20 protein-coding genes, 1 tRNA gene and 1 pseudogene are annotated in these 20,391 nt (G+C 55.0%); 11 read left to right on the top strand and 11 right to left on the bottom strand.

What is annotated here, in order from left to right; all coding sequences use genetic code 11:
- Positions 1-141 precede the first annotated feature (141 nt).
- From ACR0KN_RS00600 to ACR0KN_RS00585, 4 genes are all read left to right on the top strand, one after another.
- Positions 142-696, top strand: coding sequence for an NYN domain-containing protein (locus tag ACR0KN_RS00600; RefSeq protein WP_480650632.1), 555 nt, complete (start codon positions 142-144; stop codon positions 694-696).
- Between the two features lie 114 nt (positions 697-810).
- Positions 811-2,769 carry a DNA topoisomerase IV subunit B gene (parE, locus tag ACR0KN_RS00595; protein WP_480650630.1) on the top strand — a complete coding sequence of 653 codons (1,959 nt, stop codon included), beginning with the start codon at positions 811-813 and terminating at the stop codon, positions 2,767-2,769.
- Complete coding sequence (locus ACR0KN_RS00590) at positions 2,762-3,421, top strand: DUF2971 domain-containing protein (protein ID WP_480650628.1); 660 nt, start codon at positions 2,762-2,764, stop codon at positions 3,419-3,421. Before parE ends, ACR0KN_RS00590 begins: the two co-directional genes overlap by 8 nt.
- Before the next feature lie 349 nt (positions 3,422-3,770).
- Complete coding sequence (locus ACR0KN_RS00585) at positions 3,771-4,052, top strand: hypothetical protein (protein ID WP_170420982.1); 282 nt, start codon at positions 3,771-3,773, stop codon at positions 4,050-4,052.
- Between the two features lie 59 nt (positions 4,053-4,111).
- Here the strand turns inward: ACR0KN_RS00585 and ACR0KN_RS00580 are convergent, their stop codons facing one another.
- The 5 genes from ACR0KN_RS00580 to ACR0KN_RS00560 all read right to left on the bottom strand — a co-directional run bounded on the left by ACR0KN_RS00580 (position 4,112) and on the right by ACR0KN_RS00560 (position 8,991).
- The gene (locus tag ACR0KN_RS00580) at positions 4,112-4,882 is read right to left on the bottom strand and encodes an alpha/beta hydrolase (RefSeq protein ID WP_480650626.1); all 771 of its coding nucleotides are present in this window, start codon (positions 4,880-4,882) and stop codon (positions 4,112-4,114) included.
- 334 nt (positions 4,883-5,216) lie between these two features.
- The gene (locus ACR0KN_RS00575; RefSeq protein ID WP_010439065.1) at positions 5,217-6,251 is read right to left on the bottom strand and encodes a TRAP transporter substrate-binding protein; all 1,035 of its coding nucleotides are present in this window, start codon (positions 6,249-6,251) and stop codon (positions 5,217-5,219) included.
- Positions 6,252-6,302: 51 nt separating this feature from the next.
- On the bottom strand, positions 6,303-7,622 hold the full coding sequence (locus ACR0KN_RS00570; protein ID WP_010439063.1) for a TRAP transporter large permease: 1,320 nt from the start codon (positions 7,620-7,622) through the stop codon (positions 6,303-6,305).
- On the bottom strand, positions 7,619-8,200 hold the full coding sequence (locus tag ACR0KN_RS00565; RefSeq protein ID WP_010439060.1) for a TRAP transporter small permease subunit: 582 nt from the start codon (positions 8,198-8,200) through the stop codon (positions 7,619-7,621). The genes ACR0KN_RS00570 and ACR0KN_RS00565 overlap by 4 nt, the downstream gene beginning before the upstream one ends.
- The gene (locus ACR0KN_RS00560) at positions 8,197-8,991 is read right to left on the bottom strand and encodes an N-formylglutamate amidohydrolase (RefSeq protein WP_480650624.1); all 795 of its coding nucleotides are present in this window, start codon (positions 8,989-8,991) and stop codon (positions 8,197-8,199) included. Before ACR0KN_RS00560 ends, ACR0KN_RS00565 begins: the two co-directional genes overlap by 4 nt.
- 123 nt (positions 8,992-9,114) lie before the next feature.
- On the opposite strand from ACR0KN_RS00560, the gene ACR0KN_RS00555 reads away from it, so the two are divergent.
- Together ACR0KN_RS00555 and ACR0KN_RS00550 are read left to right on the top strand one after the other, a co-directional pair.
- Positions 9,115-9,984 (top strand): MurR/RpiR family transcriptional regulator, encoded by an 870-nt coding sequence (locus ACR0KN_RS00555; protein ID WP_170779195.1) that lies wholly within the window; start codon positions 9,115-9,117, stop codon positions 9,982-9,984.
- 81 nt (positions 9,985-10,065) lie between these two features.
- Positions 10,066-10,821: pseudogene (locus tag ACR0KN_RS00550) on the top strand (hypothetical protein); the annotation flags it as partial.
- Positions 10,822-10,828: 7 nt separating this feature from the next.
- Here the strand turns inward: ACR0KN_RS00550 and ACR0KN_RS00545 are convergent.
- Entirely contained in the window at positions 10,829-11,503 is a 675-nt protein-coding gene (locus tag ACR0KN_RS00545; protein ID WP_029621734.1) for a TIGR04283 family arsenosugar biosynthesis glycosyltransferase, read from the bottom strand.
- Between the two features lie 73 nt (positions 11,504-11,576).
- Between ACR0KN_RS00545 and ygfZ the strand changes: the two genes are divergently transcribed.
- Positions 11,577-12,314 carry a CAF17-like 4Fe-4S cluster assembly/insertion protein YgfZ gene (gene ygfZ / locus ACR0KN_RS00540; protein WP_480650621.1) on the top strand — a complete coding sequence of 246 codons (738 nt, stop codon included), beginning with the start codon at positions 11,577-11,579 and terminating at the stop codon, positions 12,312-12,314.
- A gap of 90 nt (positions 12,315-12,404) precedes the next feature.
- A complete protein-coding gene (locus ACR0KN_RS00535; RefSeq protein ID WP_480650619.1) occupies positions 12,405-13,358 on the top strand; it encodes an ABC transporter transmembrane domain-containing protein in 954 nt (317 codons plus the stop codon).
- Positions 13,359-13,392: 34 nt separating this feature from the next.
- Here the strand turns inward: ACR0KN_RS00535 and efp are convergent, their stop codons facing one another.
- Positions 13,393-13,956, bottom strand: a complete 564-nt coding sequence (gene efp / locus ACR0KN_RS00530; RefSeq protein ID WP_010439041.1) for an elongation factor P — start codon at positions 13,954-13,956, stop codon at positions 13,393-13,395.
- 219 nt (positions 13,957-14,175) lie between these two features.
- Between efp and ACR0KN_RS00525 the strand changes: the two genes are divergently transcribed.
- Positions 14,176-14,496, top strand: a complete 321-nt coding sequence (locus ACR0KN_RS00525) for a DUF6280 family protein (protein WP_008757056.1) — start codon at positions 14,176-14,178, stop codon at positions 14,494-14,496.
- 64 nt (positions 14,497-14,560) lie between these two features.
- Here the strand turns inward: ACR0KN_RS00525 and ACR0KN_RS00520 are convergent, their stop codons facing one another.
- Positions 14,561-15,130 (bottom strand): cobalamin biosynthesis protein CobQ, encoded by a 570-nt coding sequence (locus tag ACR0KN_RS00520; RefSeq protein WP_480650617.1) that lies wholly within the window; start codon positions 15,128-15,130, stop codon positions 14,561-14,563.
- Positions 15,131-15,190: 60 nt separating this feature from the next.
- On the opposite strand from ACR0KN_RS00520, the gene ACR0KN_RS00515 reads away from it, so the two are divergent.
- On the top strand, positions 15,191-16,648 hold the full coding sequence (locus tag ACR0KN_RS00515) for a cobyric acid synthase (RefSeq protein ID WP_480650615.1): 1,458 nt from the start codon (positions 15,191-15,193) through the stop codon (positions 16,646-16,648).
- Positions 16,649-16,651: 3 nt separating this feature from the next.
- Here ACR0KN_RS00515 and ACR0KN_RS00510 read toward each other — a convergent pair whose 3' ends face one another.
- From ACR0KN_RS00510 to ACR0KN_RS00500, 3 genes are all read right to left on the bottom strand, one after another.
- Positions 16,652-17,401 carry a hypothetical protein gene (locus ACR0KN_RS00510; RefSeq protein WP_480650613.1) on the bottom strand — a complete coding sequence of 250 codons (750 nt, stop codon included), beginning with the start codon at positions 17,399-17,401 and terminating at the stop codon, positions 16,652-16,654.
- Positions 17,402-17,474: 73 nt separating this feature from the next.
- A complete protein-coding gene (locus tag ACR0KN_RS00505; protein WP_170770251.1) occupies positions 17,475-18,893 on the bottom strand; it encodes a TolC family outer membrane protein in 1,419 nt (472 codons plus the stop codon).
- A 95-nt stretch (positions 18,894-18,988) separates the two neighbouring features.
- Positions 18,989-19,642 carry a protein-L-isoaspartate O-methyltransferase family protein gene (locus tag ACR0KN_RS00500; protein WP_480650611.1) on the bottom strand — a complete coding sequence of 218 codons (654 nt, stop codon included), beginning with the start codon at positions 19,640-19,642 and terminating at the stop codon, positions 18,989-18,991.
- Between the two features lie 225 nt (positions 19,643-19,867).
- Here ACR0KN_RS00500 and ACR0KN_RS00495 point away from each other — a divergent pair.
- Positions 19,868-19,941: transfer RNA gene (locus tag ACR0KN_RS00495), tRNA-Cys, on the top strand.
- Positions 19,942-20,391 lie beyond the last annotated feature (450 nt).

Genomic DNA, 20,391 nt, shown 5'->3' with positions numbered 1-20,391 from the left:
GGCTTTTCTTTGCATTACGAGACATTGAACTGACCGCCCTGTTACAACAATCTGTTTCGCTTCACCGATACACGCTGGCCAGCTTCCCAGAATCTCTGATAGGTCGGTTTGAAACACCTTTCTGACAATGTACATTCAACCGTGCGCTTTCTCATTTGTATATTCGCCTTATCAGCCTTCGGCGCCGCTGCGGCCACTTTCACTCCTGAACTCTCGGAATGGATTTTGCTGGCAGGACCATGTGCCATAGTCAGTGCATTACTGCTGCTCCGAAAATGGCAGCGCCGCCTCAAGACGCCTAGGAACTGGGCTGTCGTCGATGGATCAAATGTTCTGCACTGGAAGGACGGCGTTCCGAACATCAGCACCGTGCGCGAGGTCGTCGATAGGTTGAAAGCAAAAGGGTTGACACCGGGTGTCGTTTTCGACGCCAATATCGGATACAAAATCTCTGACCGATATATGAATGACAAAACTCTCGCAGCTTTGCTTGGGCTGCCTGCAAGCCACGTGATGGTCGCGCCAAAGGGTACACCTGCCGATCCGCTGGTTCTCGAGGTTGCCCGGGATCATGGCGCAGCCATCGTAACAAACGACCGGTTCCGTGACTGGGTTGATGATTATTCCGATGTGCTTGAGCAAAACGCACGTGTCCAGGGTGGCTATCAGAACGATGCTCTTTGGCTGTCCTTGTAAACGCAATGGAATGTGGCACTGAACGACAATCAGCACACAACACCTCGCGCCCCTCTTCCCCCGGACCACATCACCTGCCATAATGGGGGAAACTCAAAAACAAGAGCAGCACCCATGCCCGACGATCTGTTGACACCAGAAGCGACCACAACTTATGACGCCTCGTCCATTGAGGTGCTCGAAGGGCTGGAACCGGTTCGAAAACGGCCCGGCATGTATATCGGTGGTACCGATGAGCGTGCCTTGCACCATATGGTGGCTGAAATCCTAGACAACTCGATGGACGAAGCCGTAGCGGGCCACGCCAACCGGATCGAGGTCGAACTGCATTCCGATTACGCCCTGACCGTACGCGACAACGGGCGTGGCATTCCGATCGACCCGCACCCCAAGTTCCCCGACAAATCGGCGCTTGAAGTCATCCTTTGCACCCTGCACGCGGGCGGAAAATTCTCGGGCAAGGCTTATCAGACCTCGGGCGGTCTGCACGGCGTGGGCGCGTCGGTGGTCAATGCCTTGTCGGATTCTATGGTCGTTCAAGTGGCGCGCAACAAGCAGCTGTACGAGCAACGCTTTTCACGAGGGATCCCACTGGGCCCCGTCCAAAAAGTGGGCGCGGCGCCCAACCGGCGCGGCACCACCGTTACCTTCCATGCGGACGCCGAGATTTTCGGCCATCACAAGTTCAAACCGGCGCGGCTGTTCAAATCCATCCGCTCCAAGGCCTACCTGTTCTCGGGCGTCGAAATCCGCTGGAAATCTGCCATCGATGACGGTGAAACGCCAACCGAGGCCACATTCCACTTCCCCGGTGGGCTCTCTGACTATCTGAAAGAAACCATGAACGGCTCGTCCACCTATGCCGAGCAACCCTTTGCTGGCACCGTGGACTTTCAGGAAAAATTCGGCACCCCCGGCAAGGTCGAATGGGCGATCAACTGGACACCCTCGCGCGACGGGTTCATCCAGTCCTACTGTAACACCGTCCCCACCCCCGAAGGCGGAACGCACGTGGCCGGGTTCTGGGCTGCGGTCCTCAAAGGCATCAAAGCCTATGGCGAGCTGATCAATAACAAGAAAGCAGGTCAGATCACCCGTGACGACCTGATCACCGGCGGCTGTGCGCTGGTGTCCTGCTTTATCTCGGAACCGGAATTCGTCGGCCAAACCAAAGACCGTCTGGCAACGGTCGAGGCGCAGCGGCTGGTCGAAAACTCGGTCCGTGACCATTTCGACAACTGGCTGGCGGCTGATACGAAATCCGCAGGCGCAATCCTCGACTTCCTCATCCTGAGGGCCGAAGAACGCCTGCGCCGACGGGCCGAGAAGGAAACACAACGCAAGTCCGCCACTAAGAAACTTCGTCTCCCCGGCAAGCTGGTGGACTGTTCCAGTTCAACACGGGACGGCACCGAATTATTCATTGTCGAGGGCGACTCGGCGGGTGGTTCCGCCAAAATGGGCCGCGATCGCAAAACACAGGCCCTGCTGCCCCTGCGCGGCAAGGTTCTGAACGTGCTGGGCGCAGCCAGTTCGAAACTGGGCACCAATGCCGAGATCAACGACCTGACCCAAGCGCTGGGTGTGGGCCTTGGCACCAAGTTCAATGTCGACGACCTGCGCTATGACAAGATCATCATCATGACCGACGCGGATGTGGACGGGGCGCATATCGCCTCGCTGCTGATGACGTTCTTCTTCACCCAGATGCGCCCGATGATCGACGCGGGCCACCTGTATCTGGCCTGCCCTCCCCTCTATCGCCTGACCCAAGGCGCCAAGCGCGTCTATTGTCTGGACGAGGCCGAGCGGGACGAGTGGCTTGAGAAAGGTCTGGGCGGCAAGGGCAAGATCGACGTCTCGCGCTTCAAAGGTCTTGGAGAAATGGACGCCAAGGACCTGAAAGAGACCACGATGGATCCCACCTCGCGCAAACTGATCCGCGTCACCATCGACGAGGACGAACCCGGCGAGACCGGCGACCTGGTCGAGCGCCTGATGGGCAAAAAACCCGAACTGCGGTTCCAGTACATTCAGGAGAACGCGCGGTTTGTGGAGGAGTTGGATGTGTAGTGGAACAAAACGTCTCTACTACTTCACCGGTCCAGAGCACGCTTTAGACAACGTTGAAATGCGTCGCTTGAAATTGTCGTTCCCAGATAAGGTGAACGATATCTTCGAGATGATGCCTTTTGACTTTGGCAAAGACAAAGCATCTAGAAAAGCCTGGAAGAAAGCAATCTCAGAGGTTTCACAGATTTCCGGGTTTATCTCTTTTAGTAGCGAATGGAACGGTCCATCTATGTGGGGGCACTATGCTCAATACCACAAAGGCGCTTGTCTTGGTTTCGAAGTCGCGCGCGAGATAGTTACGAAATTAAAATACAAAAAGAAGTTCGAGAAATTCAACTATGAGTTCTTTAAATCAAGCGGGCAGTTGTTGGACAAGGTGTCTTACGCTCAAAAAACAAAGAGTGTTCACTGGAAGTATGAAAAGGAATGGAGACTATACACTGGATTGACTACTGAAGAGAAAGAGCAAAAGCGCAATGGAACTGCCTTGTTCTTTCGTTCTTTCAATCAACAACTGGCGCTCCGAGAGGTTATCATAGGCGCAGATTCGCCGTTAACTTCTCAGCAGTTTCAGAAGGCCCTCATTGGTTACGATCAAGTTGAAGTGAAGACCGCTAGACCATCGTTTCGTGGCTTTAAAATCGTAGAATAGCAGTCCACAAGATTGCAAAAGTAACATCCAATTTATCTCTGGATGAGACATTTACTTTCGTACATTTTGAGAACCTCGCGCCCGACCCGAGGGTGGGTGCGGAACGCGCCCGCCCATGGGGGCGGGTCGGGCGCGTGCTTGATGCAAAGCATCAAGCAATGGATGTATAGCGCCACACATCTCCACACCCCGTAGGCCGGGCTTCAGCCCGGCACACCGCAAACCCCTTGCCTAACCCGTTGATCTCGTTCACACTTAACCTCAAACCGTCATCCAAGAACGACATTTGAGGTTCCGAGCGTCCAAGACCCAAATAAACAACCAACAATTTTCCGAACGGGAGGACGACATGAAAACACTAACCCTCGGGCTTGCCCTGACCCTGCTGGCCTCGGCAGCCCCCGCGCAGCAGATGCTCAGCACCGCATCACCCATTCCGGACGGCGCCGAGACGCGGTTTTGCTATTATGACGGCATGGCCTATTCGCCCGACGCCTTCATCCTGCTGACCGGCGACAATACCGTCACCTCAACCATCAGCACGCGCGAGGAACGGCTGCTGCGGTGTCATCGCAATGACGATGGCTCTCTGGTCTGGAAACCGCAGAGCACGTTTCAAACCAACAACTGAAGTAGGATGGGTTTCCAACCCATCAAAGCGTACCGGGAGCGATGGGGTAAAACCCCATCCTACCCCAGCTTCTGATCCAGCCAATCGGCGATCTGTCCGGCTGGGCCTTCCCAGCCCGGTTCCATGAACAAAAAATGCGCGTGGTTCTCTACGGGCAGAAACGTCGCGCGATCTCCGTAAAGCTTCGCCAGCGCGCGGCAGGTATTGGGGTTCACGGCCCGGTCCTCGGTGCCTGAGACGATCAGAACCGGGCAGTCGACCTTGTCGATGTCCACCTTCATTGCGTGGTGATCGTCGAACATCCAAAAGAACATCTCGAACATCACCCGCCCGCTTTCCGGGCCAAGCTGGTTAAACACCTCATGCTGCTGTGCCTCTGGCATCTTGTTCAGCGCAAAGGGGGCCATCAGGTCGAAATCGACGCGCATGGGCTGTTTCCAGAACGCCCCACCTTCCATCAAAGCGCGCGGCACGGCGCGTTCGTCGTCGGTTTCGGGCAATGTTCCCCAGGCTGCGTTCGGGTTAATCAGGACAATGGCGCTGGCCAAACCACGAGACGCCACCTGTTGTGCCACTACGCCCGCGATGGCATGGCCCAGCAGCACAGGTTTGCTGTCCAAACCCTGAACGAATTCAGCTATGTCATTGGCGTAATCCAAGACGCTGGTTTCGGTCAGGCCCGGATCAGGTTCGGCGTTAGGGTCGCCGCCATGATACCGCAACGCAGGCGTGTGTACCGACCAGCCGCGTGCGCGAAAGAACTCCGCGTAATTCTGCATGCACCACGGCCCGGCAAAAGCTCCGTGGATCAGAACAATCTCTTTTGTCATGAAAAACTCCCTCACCTGTGACCAATATGTGAGGTGAAGGATAGGGTCTGCAAGTCCATTACTGCACTGCACTCAAAGCACAGGAGTATTGTCCCCGCTCCGTTGGATGACATTTGGGTCGATGAAGGCACATTCGACGAATGTCTGGTTGGGGTATTGGAAACGTTCGGATGAATGCGTCTCGTAGGCCCATGTTGGTAGATTGTGTGCCTGACAGAGCGCCGCGCCTAGTGTAACGGGATCAAAAATTCGTCCAGTTTGATCGAGAAAACTCGACGAAAATTTTTTGCTAAGTTGCGACCGGCCCGCTCGCTCGCGGACCGGTCGAGTTGGGTCAGCCGTAGCGATAGGGCCGACCGGCCTTTTGCATTTCGGCGTTATATTTCTTGAAGATTTCAACAACCTTGGCCTTGGTCTCGGATTCAGCTGCAATCTCATCCCAGAATTTGACAGCCGCTTCTTCGACCTGCGCCCATTCGGCATCTGGAATTGTGGTCAGTTGCATCTTGGTGCCATTGACGCGAAGGTTGGCTTCACCACCCCAATACCACCACTGGCGATAATAGTGCGACTGATCACAGCAAGCGCGGAACAACGTCTGCAAGTCTTCGGGCAGTTCGTTCCAACGGTCCATATTGGCAAAGAAGTGACCCGCCCAGGCGCCCGATACGTTATTGGTCAGGAAGTAGTTGGTAACATCGGCCCAACCGACGGTGTAATCTTCGGTAATGCCTGACCACGCGATGCCATCCAGCTCTCCGGTTTGCACCGCGACTTCGATGTCTTCCCACGGCAGGGTCACAGGAACCACGCCGAACTGCGACAGGAACCGGCCAGCAGTCGGGAAGGTGAAGATGCGCTTGCCCTTCATATCCTCCAACGAGTTGATCGGATCCTTGGTGGCAAAATGGCAGGGATCCCAGGCGCCGGCACTGATATGTTTGACGCCGACCTTGGAATACTCCTCATCCCAGATCTCGTTCAGGCCCCACTGGTTGAACAGAACCGGCACATCCAGCGAATAGCGCGAGGCAAATGGGAAATAGCCGCCGAAAACAGTGACCTCGGTGGGTGAAGCCATCGAGTCATCATCCGACTGCACCGCATCGATGGTGCCCTTCTGCATGGCACGGAACAGCTCTCCGGTGGGCACAAGCTGATCGGCGTAGAACAACTCGATCTGCATTCGGTCACCGGCGATCTTGTTGAACATCTCGATGGCTGGATCGATCACATGGGCCGCAAGCGCTGGCCCTGCATAGGTCTGCATTCGCCATGTAATCGTACTTTGCGCAAGCGCCGGTGCGGCCAAAGGTGCAGCTGCAACCCCCACCCCAGCAGTTTTGAGAAACTTACGTCTTGTCGTCATGTCAATTTCCTCTCCGTTAAAGTTCAAGTGCCCGTTTGCCGGGCCTTCTGGTTAATTTCCGTAAACATATCCGGGCAGCCAAAGCGCTATTTCCGGGAAGATCATGATTATTGCGAGCGCCAGAACCATTACGCCCACAAAAGGAAAGATCGAGCGATAGATATCGCGAAGCGTAATCTCGGGCGGGGCCATCGCTCGCATCAGGAACAGATTGTAGCCGAATGGCGGCGTCATATAGGCGATCTGGGTCGTGATCGTATAAAGCACGCCGTACCAGATCAGATCAAAACCCAATGCGCCCACCAGCGGTACATATAGCGGAGCAACGATGACGAGCATCGCGGTATCATCGAGGAACGTGCCCATTACGATAAAGCTGAGCTGCATCAGGATCAGGATCATCCATGGTGAAAGATTGAGTTGTTCGGTGAACAGATTGTCGATGGCCTTAACCGCACCCAATCCATCAAATACGGCTCCAAATCCCAGTGCGGCCAGAATGATCCACATGAACATGCAGGATATGGCCAGCGTTTGCTTGGTGCAGTCTTCAAAGATTTTCCACGTCATCCGGCGTTTGAGAACCGAGGCCGCTAAAGCCGCCAGCGCCCCGATCGCTGAACTTTCAACAAGCGAGGTCCAGCCATTGACGAAGGGGATCATCATGGACGCGAAGATAATCAGCGGCAGAGCGCCTGCCCCCAACAACCGGATTTTTTCGGCCCGAGGCACTTCGTGCGCGTCCTCCATCGCTGGGCCGAGCTGAGGTTGAATGCGACAGCGTATCCATATGTAGAGGATGAACATTGACGCCATCAGCAGCCCGGGCACAATACCGGCCAACCACAGTTGACCCACAGGTTGCCGCGCGATCATGGCATACAGCACTAGAACCACGGAAGGCGGCACGAGAATCCCCAGGCTCGATCCGGCTTGAATGACCCCGGTCACCATGGTCTTGTCGTATCCGCGCCGCAAAAGCTCGGGCAAAGCAATTGTCGCCCCAATGGCCATTCCGGCGACACTGAGGCCGTTCATAGCAGAAACCAGAACCATCAGCCCGATTGTACCGATCGCAAGGCCTCCGTTCACCGGCCCCATCCAAACGTGAAACATGCGATAGAGGTCGTCCGCCAGGCGGCTTTCGCTCAGAACATAACCCATGAAGATAAACATCGGCAGCGTGAGCAACGGATACCACTTCATCAGTTTCATCGCGGCCGAAAAGGGAATATCCTGCCCGCCTGTTCCCCACAGTGCCAGCGCCGCAATCGCCGAAACCGCGCCGATGGCCCCGAAAACGCGCTGGCCTGTAAACAGCATCAGCATCATTGAGGCAAACATGAAAATGGCGATATATTCCTGACTCATGCCCGGCTGACCCCGATTTCCTGCCCGTTGATCCGTGCGATGTCTTTGAAGAGTTCAGAAATTGCTTGCAGCAGCATAAGAAAGAAGCCGAACACCATAATTGCCTTGACCGGCCAGATATAGGGCCTCCATGCAGTTGATGAGCGTTCAAGTCTCCCGATCTCTTCACTGCCGGTCAGAAGACCTGTGAAATAGGAAACCGGTTCATCGCCCCAATAGCCGAGGCTGTAGGCGGTCGAACCAAGTCCACCATAGAACAGCACGCCTAGATATAGGATCAGTAACAACACCGTGCAGGCGTCGAACCAAGCTTTCCGGCGCGGGCTCCAATTGTGATAAAACAGATCCATCCGGACGTTCGAACCCAATTGGATCGAGTACGGACCTCCTATGATGTAGTAGGTCACCATTGCAAACTGCGCCATTTCCAGCGTCCAGAGCGAAGGTAGAAAGAACGTTTTCGAGATCGAGGACCACAGCAAAATACCCATCATCACAAACAGGCCCCACATCATGACCCGCCCGATCCGATAGTTCACCGCATCAACGATGCGCACATATGCGGCCATCATTTTCATTGCCGCGCGCCCTCGCTTTGGATCGCGCTCATCGTGTTTTCGATCCAGTGCACCAGATCATCAGCAATCGCTTGTTGTTGCTCAGGCGTCTCGATCAGATCATTGCGAATTTCGATCATGACGTTCAGCAAACCTCTTGGTTTCGCGTGAACATCCAGCGTATGTGCCACGCCGTCGCGGGCTGAGTATGGCTCATTCAGGCGCGTCTTCAGCGGTAGGTCCGCAGGGGCTTTTTCCAGCATTTTCAACGCAAAGCGCTCGTCTTCGCCATGCAATAAGCCCAATTCGACAGTCCGTTTCTGTCCCCGATACACGGGCGTAAAGCTATGTATTGTCACCATCAACTCAAGCGTTTCGCGATGACGATCCAACATTCCTGCAAGTTCCAAACAAAATGGCTTATAGACCTCATCGACTCGGGCCTTGCGATCAGCGTCGGACAGGGAGGCGTTGCCCGGAATGGCGAAATCCTCGCTGTTAGCAGGCATCGCATCGTCGGCTTCAGGTGGCCGATTACAGTCATAAACAAGCCGCGAAACGCCTCCGTAGATCAATGAAGCAGACATTTGTCGTGCCATAGCCTGCGCGACAGGCAAAGCACCCGGATCCCATGCGATATGGCTGCGCAAAGCATCCGCGTTTAGACCCAAGTCCCTCAATTCTTTGGGAATCCGGCACGATGCATGTTCACAAACCACGATGACCGATGGGCTGTCCGCCGGTTCGCGTGCGTGAACAACTGATCCAAAATCCAGATGCCCGATCGGCGAAAGGTTGTTGTGCGATTCCATGGGGAAAAATTTCTACACCCAGCCTTAACCTGTCAATAATTTTCCTGTAAAATATCCCACACAACCGTTTCAGATGTCAAATATTGCACATTAGATGGTGGATAACCAAAGAGGATGTAATCCGTGCGCGTAACTGAAAGACTCCTTGCCCATCGCGAAACGATGACCCCATCGGAGCGGCAATTGGTGAATGTGCTGCTGGATGATTATCCAATGGCAGGTCTTGGCAGCATTACGGAACTTGCAAGCATCGCCTCGGTTTCAACCACGACAGTCGCGCGTATGCTACAGAAAACCGGATTTGGCGGCTACCCTCAGTTTCAAGCCGCTATCCGCAGCGAAGTGAAAGAGATGATCTCGGGTCCCGTTGCCAAGCGGGATGTCTGGCAAAATGATCTGCCAGAGGAACATATCCTAAACCGCTATTCCCGGCAGGCGCTGGACAACCAACGGCGTTCAATCGATGAGGTGGCTCCGGAAGAGTTCGACAGCTTTTGCCGCCTATTGTGCGATCCGGATCGACGCATTTTCATAACCGGAGGACGCATTACCGGGACGCTGGCGCAGTATCTATATCTGCACCTGCAAATGATACGGCCCGACGTGAAACTGCTATCAGATGCGGCCTCCTGGACCCATGATCTGCTTGAGGTGCGTGAAGGGGACGTGTTGGTGGCCTTGGATGTGCGGCGGTACGAAAACACCACGCTGCTGATCGGACAGCTTTGCCATGAACGAGGCGCCGAGGTCGTGCTGCTGACGGATCAATGGCGTTCGCCGATCCATCGGCTGGCAAAGCACACATTTGCAGCGCGTATCGCGGTTCCGTCTGCGTGGGATTCCATGGCCTCGATCCTGGTACTGTTGGAATGTGTGATCGCCGAAATGCAAGAACGTCTGTGGGACAGCGTGAAAGAACGTACCGAAGAGCTTGAGCAGGCATTCGACAGGACCAAACTGTTCCGCAAATTCGGCCAAAGCTCGGGATCCTGACGCCTTTTTCGTGGTGTCATGAGATACAACTGCGCGTGAACACTATTGTCTGAACAACCTCAGACCGTACATTCTGTACACATGACATTTATTGCCGACAATCAACTACCGTTGCTTATTCTTTCGTTTCTGATCGGCCTATTGGGAACCGGCTTCTTATTCCGGAAGCCAGCGGGACACCGAGCCTGGAAACTGGCAGATCTTGTCTGGGTGGTTTTGGGCGGGATCGGCGCATTGGTCGCCGTACTGGCGGGGCTCTACACATCAGACAGCTCACGATTGGATCGGCAAATTGACGTAGCCTATGCTGCAACTCTGGCCTTCGACCGCGACGCAGCACGCTTTCGACTGCGGTTTTGCGACCCGGCATATGATCCCGATACCGCCGTTTTGTGTGAAAAGGTGGAATTCTTGTCTGCCTCGACCGCCAGCAATGCCGATTTACCGCTCTTTATTGCGGTCACAAACGAAGTTGCACCGCTGCAAGGGCTGCATTTCCTGTTTGGCCGGACATCAAAGGACGAGATGGAAGAGGCTCGCGATATGGCCGCAAAGGCCGATGCTTTTGATATCCAGCAGTTTCTAGTGTTCACCTCTCTGGATGAAACCACGCAAGCCGCAGTTGACAACATGCGCCGCAAAGTACCTGCCATCGCAGGCGACTACCTGATCCTCGCCCAGAGCTATGACGATCTGATTGATCAGGTGGGCAAATTGAAGGAGGAATGGGAATATCTGCAGGCCAATGCGCATATTCTGGTCTTACAGATCATCGCCCTATGTCTGGTCAGTTTCGCGGCCCCGTTTCGCCTCGGCAAGTCCATTGTTGAACTGCGCACCGCCTTTATCCCCGATACGCCTTTGCCAACTTCGCCGGATCAGCCCCAAGAAAATAGCGCGCCAATGTCCAGAGATTCCGCGCACCCCGCCGAAACCAGCCCTGACGGATATAGCGTTCCGCATTCGTAACCGCATTCGCTTTTAACAGCACCGAGCGCGGCAGGGCGCGAACCAGGGCGACATCTTCCATCAATGGCTGATCCGGATACCCACCCGCCGACAGATAGGTCTGGCGCTGGACCAACAGTCCCTGATCGCCGTAAGGCAACCCGAACAGGCGGCTGCGCAAATTCGCCCAGCCAGCAACCCAGAGTGGGGCCACGCCCTTGGCGCGGAACCGCAAACGAAAGGCCGCAGGTTGGCCTGTGTTCAGATGCTCTGCAACCGCTGCGGTCCAGCCCGGTTGCAACTCGGTATCCGCGTGCAGGATCAGTAACCAGTCAGCCTTGGCCTCAGCGCATCCCCTCCGCAATTGCCCGCCGCGTGATGGGGCGCCTGACACGATCCTGGCCCCTGCCTCATCAGCGATCTCTAGCGTGTGATCATCCGAACCAGCATCGCTGACGATCAACTCGCGGATCAGTCCCTGTTGCAGACCTTCCATCAGCGATTGCAGTGTACTTGGCAGCTCCTGCCCTGCATTCAATGTCGGGATCACGATGCTGATTGGGGCGGACACGTCTGATACCCTCTGGTCATGGCGGCGCGTTCTCCTATATCACGAGGCCAGACCAAATGACGAGGATCAACCCATGCCCAATCGCCGCATTCTGCGCCTGGCCGGCAAGGATACTGACAGCTTTCTGCAAGGGCTGATCACAAATGACGTACAGCGGATGAATGGGGGGTTGGTCTACGCTGCCCTGCTGACCCCGCAGGGCAAGTATCTGGCTGATTTCTTTTTGAAACGGGACGGATCATCGGTTCTGCTGGACGTGGCAGAGGATCTGGCCGACGCGCTGAATAAGCGCCTGACGATGTACAAGCTGCGTGCTGATGTTGGGATCGAAGCGACCGACCTCAATCTGCAGCGCGGCACAGGCTCCGCACCAGAAGGCGCCCTGCCCGATCCGAGGCATCCCGATCTTGGCTGGCGCGGCTATTCTTCGGCACCGGAAGACGAAGATGGTACAGACTGGGATGCGATCCGCGTCCGTCATTGCATTCCAGAGACAAATATCGAACTAACGCCAGACAGCTACATACTTGAAGCCGGTTTCGAAGCCCTGAATGGCCTCGACTTCAAAAAAGGTTGCTATGTTGGCCAGGAAGTCACCGCGCGCATGAAGCACAAAACCGAACTGCGCAAAGGCTTGCGTGTTGTTGAAATTACGGGCGCTGCACCGATCGGAACCGAGATACAGTCTGGTGGAAAGCCCGCCGGAACTTTGTTTACGCAATCCAATGGCAAAGCGATTGCCTATCTGCGCCTTGATCGCGCCCAAGGGGACATGCTGGCGGGTGATGCGATCGTGCGTTTGACCGACTAACCCCACGGGTAACCTCGCGCCACGTTTTCGCTGGAACCCATCGCGCTGCGCGGTAACACTGGCGCCGGAACTGCAAGAGGGATGTAAAAGATGTTCCGGCTGTATCGGGCAATCTGGCGGGCCAGTGCGGGCCGGCAAGTAATACTTATCCTGCTGTCATTGGCAGTCGCAGCGCTAGCTGCAGTTCCGCTGGAATTTCAGCGCGACATCATCAACCATCTGACTTCGGCAGATGTCGGGGTCGAGCGATTGTTGACATTAGGCGCTGGCATGATGGCTGTCATTTTGCTGAGCCTTGCCCTGAAATGGGTGCTGGGCTACCGGGCGGGCACTTTGGGCGAGGACCTGATCCGCATGATCCGTCAACGCCTGTTGGTGCGCGCAGCTGACCTCAACCAAACCGGAGAATCCTTTCGTAAAGGAACCATGAGCACTGCCGTCTCTGCCGAGGCTGAAGAGCTTGGTAAATTTGCAGGCGGCGCCTTTTCCGACCCCGTTGTTCAGATCGGAACGTTGATCAGTGTGATTGGCTATATCTCATCCACACAACCCGGCCTGGGTCTGATCGCGTTTTCGATGATCGTTCCGCAAATCATTATTGTTCTGGTCTCGCAACGGCGCGTGAACGTCTTTGTCGCCGAACGGGTCCGTATTCTGCGCAATTCGACAGACCGTTTGACGACCGAAGATATCGAGGCTGTATCTCCAGATATCGACGCACTGTTTGATGAAATATACGAAACACGCCGTCGCATGTTCATCTGGAAATTATCTGCCAAATTCTTGCTGAGCGTGATCAACGGTGCCGGGACGGTTGGCATCTTGATGCTTGGCGGATGGCTGGTTTTGCAGGGGCGTACGGACGTCGGCACCGTGGTTGCTGCCACCAGCGGGCTAACACGCATACAAGGTCCAACCGCATTCCTAATCGCATTCTATCGCCAAGTCAGTGCCAATCGCATCAAGTTCGAATTGATGCTTGAACTGTTCGGTCCAGACCCCGAGCGATACCGGCGACCGCGCAACAAAAAAGACCGCACCTGAAGGATGCGGTCTTTCGAATGTGGTTGGAACAAGCTTAGGCGCGCTCGGAATATTCCATCGTTTCTGTATTCACGATGATCATTTCATCCTGACCAATAAACGGTGGAACCATGACCTTGACGCCATTATCCAAGATTGCAGGTTTGAACGAGTTTGCAGCGGTTTGCCCTTTGACGACCGGTTCGGTCTCGACAATCTTGCAAGTCACTTTCTGCGGCAGCGTCGCGTTCAACGCCTCGCTCTCGTAGAATTCGACAACAATGGTCATGCCGTCCTGCAGAAACGGGCGGCGCTCACCCAGCAATTCCGACGGCAGCTCGATCTGTTCGTATGTCTCAGAATCCATGAACACCAACATGCCATCGGATTCGTACAGGAACTGCTGATCTTTTTGCTCAAGCCGTACGCGCTCAACCTTGTCCGCAGAACGAAAGCGTTCGTTCAGTTTTGAGCCATTGCGCAGGTTGCGCAGTTCGACCTGTGCAAAAGCACCGCCTTTACCGGGCTTTACGTGATCCACCTTAACAGCCGCCCACAGCCCATCGTTATGCTCAAGCACATTGCCGGGGCGAATTTCGTTCCCATTTATCTTGGGCATGACTTAAATCCTTCACAAACGGTTGATGCGTCAGTTGTTGTCCCTATATCTGGCGTGACCACACCTGACAAGACAACGAAACCTAGTGCTGCACATGCAGCGAGCCATGCAAATGACGCAACGTAGTTATGCGATTTAGGTGTATCCGAATCGCATGTAATAGGTCATAAGGACCGTCACGCCGAAAATTGCAAGAGCAAGAAAAACAGGAAAAACGAGATGAGAGATTTCGTTGACGGCACTGCCTTCAATAACGAACAAGGCAATCGTGCACGCAAACTTTTCGCAGCCGTTGTACTGGCTGCTCTGGATGATGCCATCGCTGACGACAAGAAATACGGCAATGGGCCAGAACAAATTGCCCGCTGGGCCCGTTCGCGCGATGGTCGCGAAGTACTGTCCTGCGCCGGTATCGATCCCAATGAGCGGGTTGTTGGTGGATTGATGGAATTCGTCGGTCGCGGCGTCCGGACTTCGGTGGCTCTGTCACGCGAAGAAAGCGAACGCCGGAATGCGGCTCAGCAGGCCGAAGCGGCCTGATTGAACCCCGCATCCGATTGAAAAAACGCGCCCTGACGACGGGGCGCGTTTTTCTTTGGCCAGACTAAAAGTACATTATCCATTGCCTTGCAACCCAGAGCTCGGCCGCAAGAAAAACAGCAAAAAAGAGCTTAGCCCCTATCGAAAGGCCGCGTTGCCACAACACCGCATAGGCCGCCAAACACACCGCCATGGATATGGGCGCGACCCACATGGCTTGATGCGTGCTGTCCCAATAGCTGATGGGACTGTCGAAGACCCAAGAACTGAGCGGCCAGAATTGTGGCCGACCATCTCCTGCGTGCAAAAAGAAATCCATCACCAAGTGCAGCAGCCCTGCGGACGCACCTATGGTCAATAGGTGCCAACCTCGCCACAGCCCTAGGCCAAGCGCTGTTCCCAACACAAAGAACGAGTTGTCGACGGCGAACACCGTTTGCCAGGCTGGCGAAAAGTAAAGCTGGTCGAATACAACCTGTGCCGGGATGTTCAGAATATACAGCGAGGCACTTGCCATCACATACAACGACAAGTCCGGCAACAACGATCCAAGCAACGCTGCCCATAATGCGGCTCCTTGGGCTGGGCGTGCAAAAGCGGCGACGCCGATCAAAAGATGCGCAGGTGTGTTCATAGGGGGCTTTCCCTTTGCCCTTAAATCAGGTCATCTGCGCGTCAACATAGGAGACAGGCCATGGCGTGGTCCATCATGATTCAAGGCACCGGCAGCAATGTCGGAAAATCGGTTTTGGTGGCCGGACTGGCACGCGCATATACCCGACGCGGGCTGAGGGTTGCTCCGTTCAAACCGCAGAACATGTCAAACAACGCCGCTGTTACTGAAAACGGTGGAGAAATCGGGCGCGCGCAAGCCCTGCAGGCGCGGGCGGCGAAACGGCCGACGCATACCGACATGAACCCGATCCTGTTGAAACCAGAAACCGACACAGGCGCGCAAATCATCCTTCAGGGCAAGCGCGCAGGCACAATGAAAGCGGGCGACTACCGCAAAGATAAATCCAAGCTTCTGGGTGCGGCTTTGGAAAGCTTCGGCCGGCTGTGCCGCGATGCCGATTTGGTGTTGATCGAGGGCGCAGGCAGCCCAGCTGAGACCAATTTGCGCATGGGTGATATTGCCAATATGGGATTTGCGTGTGCCGCTGACGTTCCGGTTGTTCTGGTCGGCGATATCCATCGTGGCGGAGTGATCGCCCAAATCGTTGGAACACAGGCAGTCCTGGACGCAAGGGATCTCGAGATGATCCGAGGCTTTGCCATAAATCGGTTCAAAGGCGACGTGTCCCTATTTGACGAAGGTCGCGATGACATCGCGGCCCGGACCGGTTGGCCCTGCATCGGCGTGGTGCCGTGGTTTCACGATGCATGGAAGCTGCCTGCCGAGGATATGATGGACATTCGCTCTCACGCGGGCGGTGCGTGCAAGATCGTTGTGCCTCAGCTAGAGCGGATGGCTAATTTTGATGATCTTGACCCACTTTCGGCAGAACCGGGTGTGACGGTCGAGATCATTCCTGCCGGCCGCCCCCTGCCCGGCGATGCTGATCTGGTGTTGCTGCCCGGCAGCAAATCCACGATTGGCGATCTGGCCTATTTCCGGGCGCAAGGCTGGGACATAGACTTGTATGCCCATGTCCGTCGGGGAGGACACGTTCTGGGCCTTTGCGGCGGATATCAGATGCTGGGAAAAACCATCGCGGATCCGGATGGCGTAGACGGTCGCCCGGGTCACGTCGAAGGTTTGGGGCTGCTGGATGTCACCACCACTATGGCCGGTAAAAAGCAGGTTACATTGCGATCAGCGACCGCCCTACCCGGTAAGGAACCCGTCAGCGGTTATGAAATCCATATGGGTAGGACCGACGGTCCGGATTGCGCTCGCGCGTGGCTGCAGGTCGGGGGGAGGCCAGAAGGTGCCGCCAGCGCCGATGGACGCATACGCGGCAGCTATCTGCATGGCATTTTTACATCAGACGCGTTTCGCGCAAGCTACCTGTCCGAACTGGGCGTTGTATCAGAAAACGCCTATGAAGACGGCGTCGAACAGGTTCTGGACGACCTTGCTGACCATTTTGAGCGGCACATGGATTTAGACCTGCTTCTCTCGATGGCGCAGACACCAAATCGGGGCTGAGGATTAGTCTCGATCCCCAGTGGCCAACGCCCGCACAATTTCGCGCCGAACCATCTTGCGCAGGTTCTTAGTAATCCGCTCGCCCAATGCGCCTTGCAGCTCTTCTCGGACGATCTGCGCAACAAGCTCGCGCAACTGCTGCTCCTCAAACACTGCACCGGTGGGCTTTGGTGTCGGATCCGCTTTTACCGAAGGATCGCGTATGAAAACGGCCTCTGTTTTGGGCTCTGTGTCAGGTTGTGCGACCTTAGACTGCGCAAATCCCTTGCCCACTGGCCACTCGACAGCCTTTGTCTTTGTACCAGAGTACTCATCGTCGCTTTCACCATCCGGTTCCCACTGATCTTCAGTCCGGGCGATCGCGGCTTCCAAGGCTTCGATTTTTGCGCTCAAACTCCCCGCAAGGTCACGCTTTGGTTCTTCGGTGCTGACCTCTGTATCTTTGGCAGGCACAACATCGTTGGGCTGCAAACGCATCGGTTCGTCTGGGTTGTCAGGCGTATTCGCCGCCTGTCTTTCTGCCTCATCGCCTGCGTTGTTATGAGGCATCAAATTCAGAGGTGCCCGCTTCTTGGCAATCAGCGGTTCCTCGCTGACGCGCAGGGCGTCGGTCAAAACCAGCCGTCCAGGCTTGGACGCCGGGGGCGAAGGGACAAAGATAAATTCCGATTCGCCACTGGCGTCTTCGTCGACCATTCGTTTAACCGACGAGAGAACGTCCTGAATATTGGCGTTTACAACACGATCCGACATATTTTTCTACCGCCCTAACCTTGGTTCGATTGTAGCCAATCAAAACCATCGCCACAACAGGTAGCGATACTGTTTAATCCCGGCGCAATGCCTTGAGCACCCGATCCAAATCGCGGCTTTGCTTGCTAACCTGCGATGGCGCCTTTTTGACGAGGTTGTAATACAAGGTCGGGTCATAAATCTGCACCGCCAGCCCCAAACGTTCTGCCGTCAACAAACCCTGCGCCTGCAGCAACTCATACGCAGCACGAGACCGCTCAGTCCGAGACGCAACTTCAGCCAACTGTGCGTCCAACAAATCCTGCTGAGCGTTTAGAACATCCAAAGTTGTACGCGCACCTAGCGTCGCTTCTTCGCGGATACCGTCAAAGGCAACTTGCGAGGCGCGAACACGCTCGGTCGAAGCCCGCAAGCTGGCCGTAGCGGCCTGAAATGCTGCATAGCGATCCGCAACTCCTTGCGTGATGTTTTTCTGTACATTCAGCAAATTCGCGCGAGACGCGTCACGCGTTGCCATCGCCCGACGCACTGCAGCCGCCAGACCACCACCAGCATAGATCGGCTGGTTGAAATTCAACGAGATCGTTGCATCGTTGATATAATCGTCGTTGTCATAGCTCTCGGTAATACCTGCATCAGCATTCAAGCTGACATTCGGTCCAAGATTAGCTCGCTGTTGCTGTACGATCAGATCCAGCGCGCGAACCTGATGCTGCGCCGAAAGGATAGCCGGGTGGTTACGCTGCGCCAGATTGACAGCATCGGATTCCGAACGCGGCAGATTTGGCAACCTCGGCTGGCCAGCCGTCCTTCCGGGCGTTTTGCCAACTGCATTTACGTATTCAGCCTGCGCAATGCTCAGGTTACCACGGGCAACGGCCAAATCCGCTTGCGAACTGGCCAACTGTGCCTCGGACAGCGCGACGTCGGTACGTGTCACTTCACCAACCTCGAAACGGTCTTGCGAGGCACGGAGTTCCTCGGCCGACACTTCCACGTTGTTTTGGCGGATCGCGACAGTTTCTTCCTGCAGCAATACACCTAAATAAGCATTCGCTGCACGATTTAGGATTTGCTGTTCGATATCGATCAAAGACTGACGCGTGGAAAGAACGGTTTCCTGCGCCGATTGCTTGCCCAGAACCGAAGCGCCGCCGTCATAGATCAACTGGCTAAGCGTAAGGCCCGAGAAAAAACTGGAGGGTTCGTTCGTATTGATTAGGCCGCTTGTACTGGTCCGCGTGTAGTCGCTGCTAACACGCACTGTCCAATTGATGATGGGACGTAATGCAGACAGCGCAATTGCGACGTCTTCATCCGCTGCCCGCAGCAACGCACGGTTCTGTTCGAGCAGACCGCTGGTATTATACGCACCGATAAACGCATCTGTCAGATTGTCAGCCCAAACTGACCGTCCGGGTATTGCACTAAACGCAATACCAGCAGCCAAAGTGAGACCTTTGAGCAGCTTTCCTGTCGTCGTCCCGCGCATTACCAAATCCTCTCAAATCGAAATTACGCAACCACCGGAGCAGTTTGCGCTGGTGTTTTCAAGTAATCAAGGCATCAAAATACTTCTATTGCCAACTATAGCGAAAATGCACACTCTGCGCAAAACGCGGGCAAAACAGGAGCGCTGGCATTAAACGCATAGCGCCACGAAATCCGACCTGCAGCCTTAATACCTACCCGCACAGTCCCAAGACTGCCCTCCATGAACAGGCAGACGATCCGTCCACCATCCTTGAGCTGATCCAGCAGCGTGGCGGGCAACTGCTCAACACCGCCCTGAACCAAGATCACATCATAAGGGCCATGCTCAACGGCACCCAGTTCGAGAGGACCTGTGTGAACAATTGCATTATCTGCATCGGCTTCCATCAGAAGTGTCTGCGCTTCTGCCGCCAAATCGTCTTCTGTTTCCACAGCCACGACCAACTCAGCCATTTGCGCCACTATCGCAGTCGAATAACCCAATCCAGGTGCAATATCCAAAACCACTTCATCGTTGGAAATATTCACTACATCCAACATCTTGGCCAAAGTTCTGGGCTCCAGCAGGCAACGCCCGCCTCCCAATTCAATCAGATCACCGACATAGGCTGCCTCGCGCTGCGAATCCGGCACGAAATTTTCACGTGCCACTGACAGCATCGCATCAATGATCGGGAATTTTGTCACATCCGACGGCCTGACTTGAGTATCAACCATCGTAAGACGCCGGGCTGCGAAATCTGTCATTTGATCGCTCAATCCTTGTCATTCTGCTTATTGGCTTGTGCCACATCCGTCTGCCAGCAGCAACGGCTCAGACGGCAAATTCGGGCGCGGCAAAATGATCTTATCAGAGCGCTTCGGAATTTAGTACAAGAGCCGAAACAATCGCACTCAAAACTCTGGACGTTCACTCAGAAAGCTGTTAGAACGCCGACCACACCACAGCAAGTACTTGATATTGCTTGAAAAGGCGAGTTGGCGGAGTGGTGACGCAGCGGATTGCAAATCCGTGTACACCGGTTCGATTCCGGTACTCGCCTCCATTTTTTTGTTAAATCTTTGTATTTTATAAGTTTTTCAGTCCAGCGCACAACTTATAGATCATCTACCCACCCAAATCTCATGGGGCTGTTCGCTCAAAATGTATAAATGCATCAGTACTTTAGCCGCCCACCTGCGCCCTGAGAGTTACTTTCTATAATCAATTGAGCATCAGGATTAACAGATCGAGCAAGTACGTGCTAAATTGAGGCACCTCCTAGGCTCGGGCGACCAAACAACGGCGTCGCGTTGAAACGTGCCAAAAGATTATATATTGCACCGCTTCTTTGAGGTTTCTCGAGGAAATTGAGAGAGGTAAAGCGGATCCGTTGCCTAAGCATCCGCACCAGCGTATCTCACGCGTCTGCGATCGAGAGCTGTTAGGTCTTATAAACCCAGTCAGATCTGCCTAAGAGTAATACAGGCACTCAGAAGAGCTGGGGGAAGCAGAG

It is taken from the genome of Ruegeria sp. AP7, from assembly GCF_056539905.1.
Note: the sequence above shows the minus strand (reverse complement) of the source record. Positions and strands in the feature narration are given on the sequence as shown.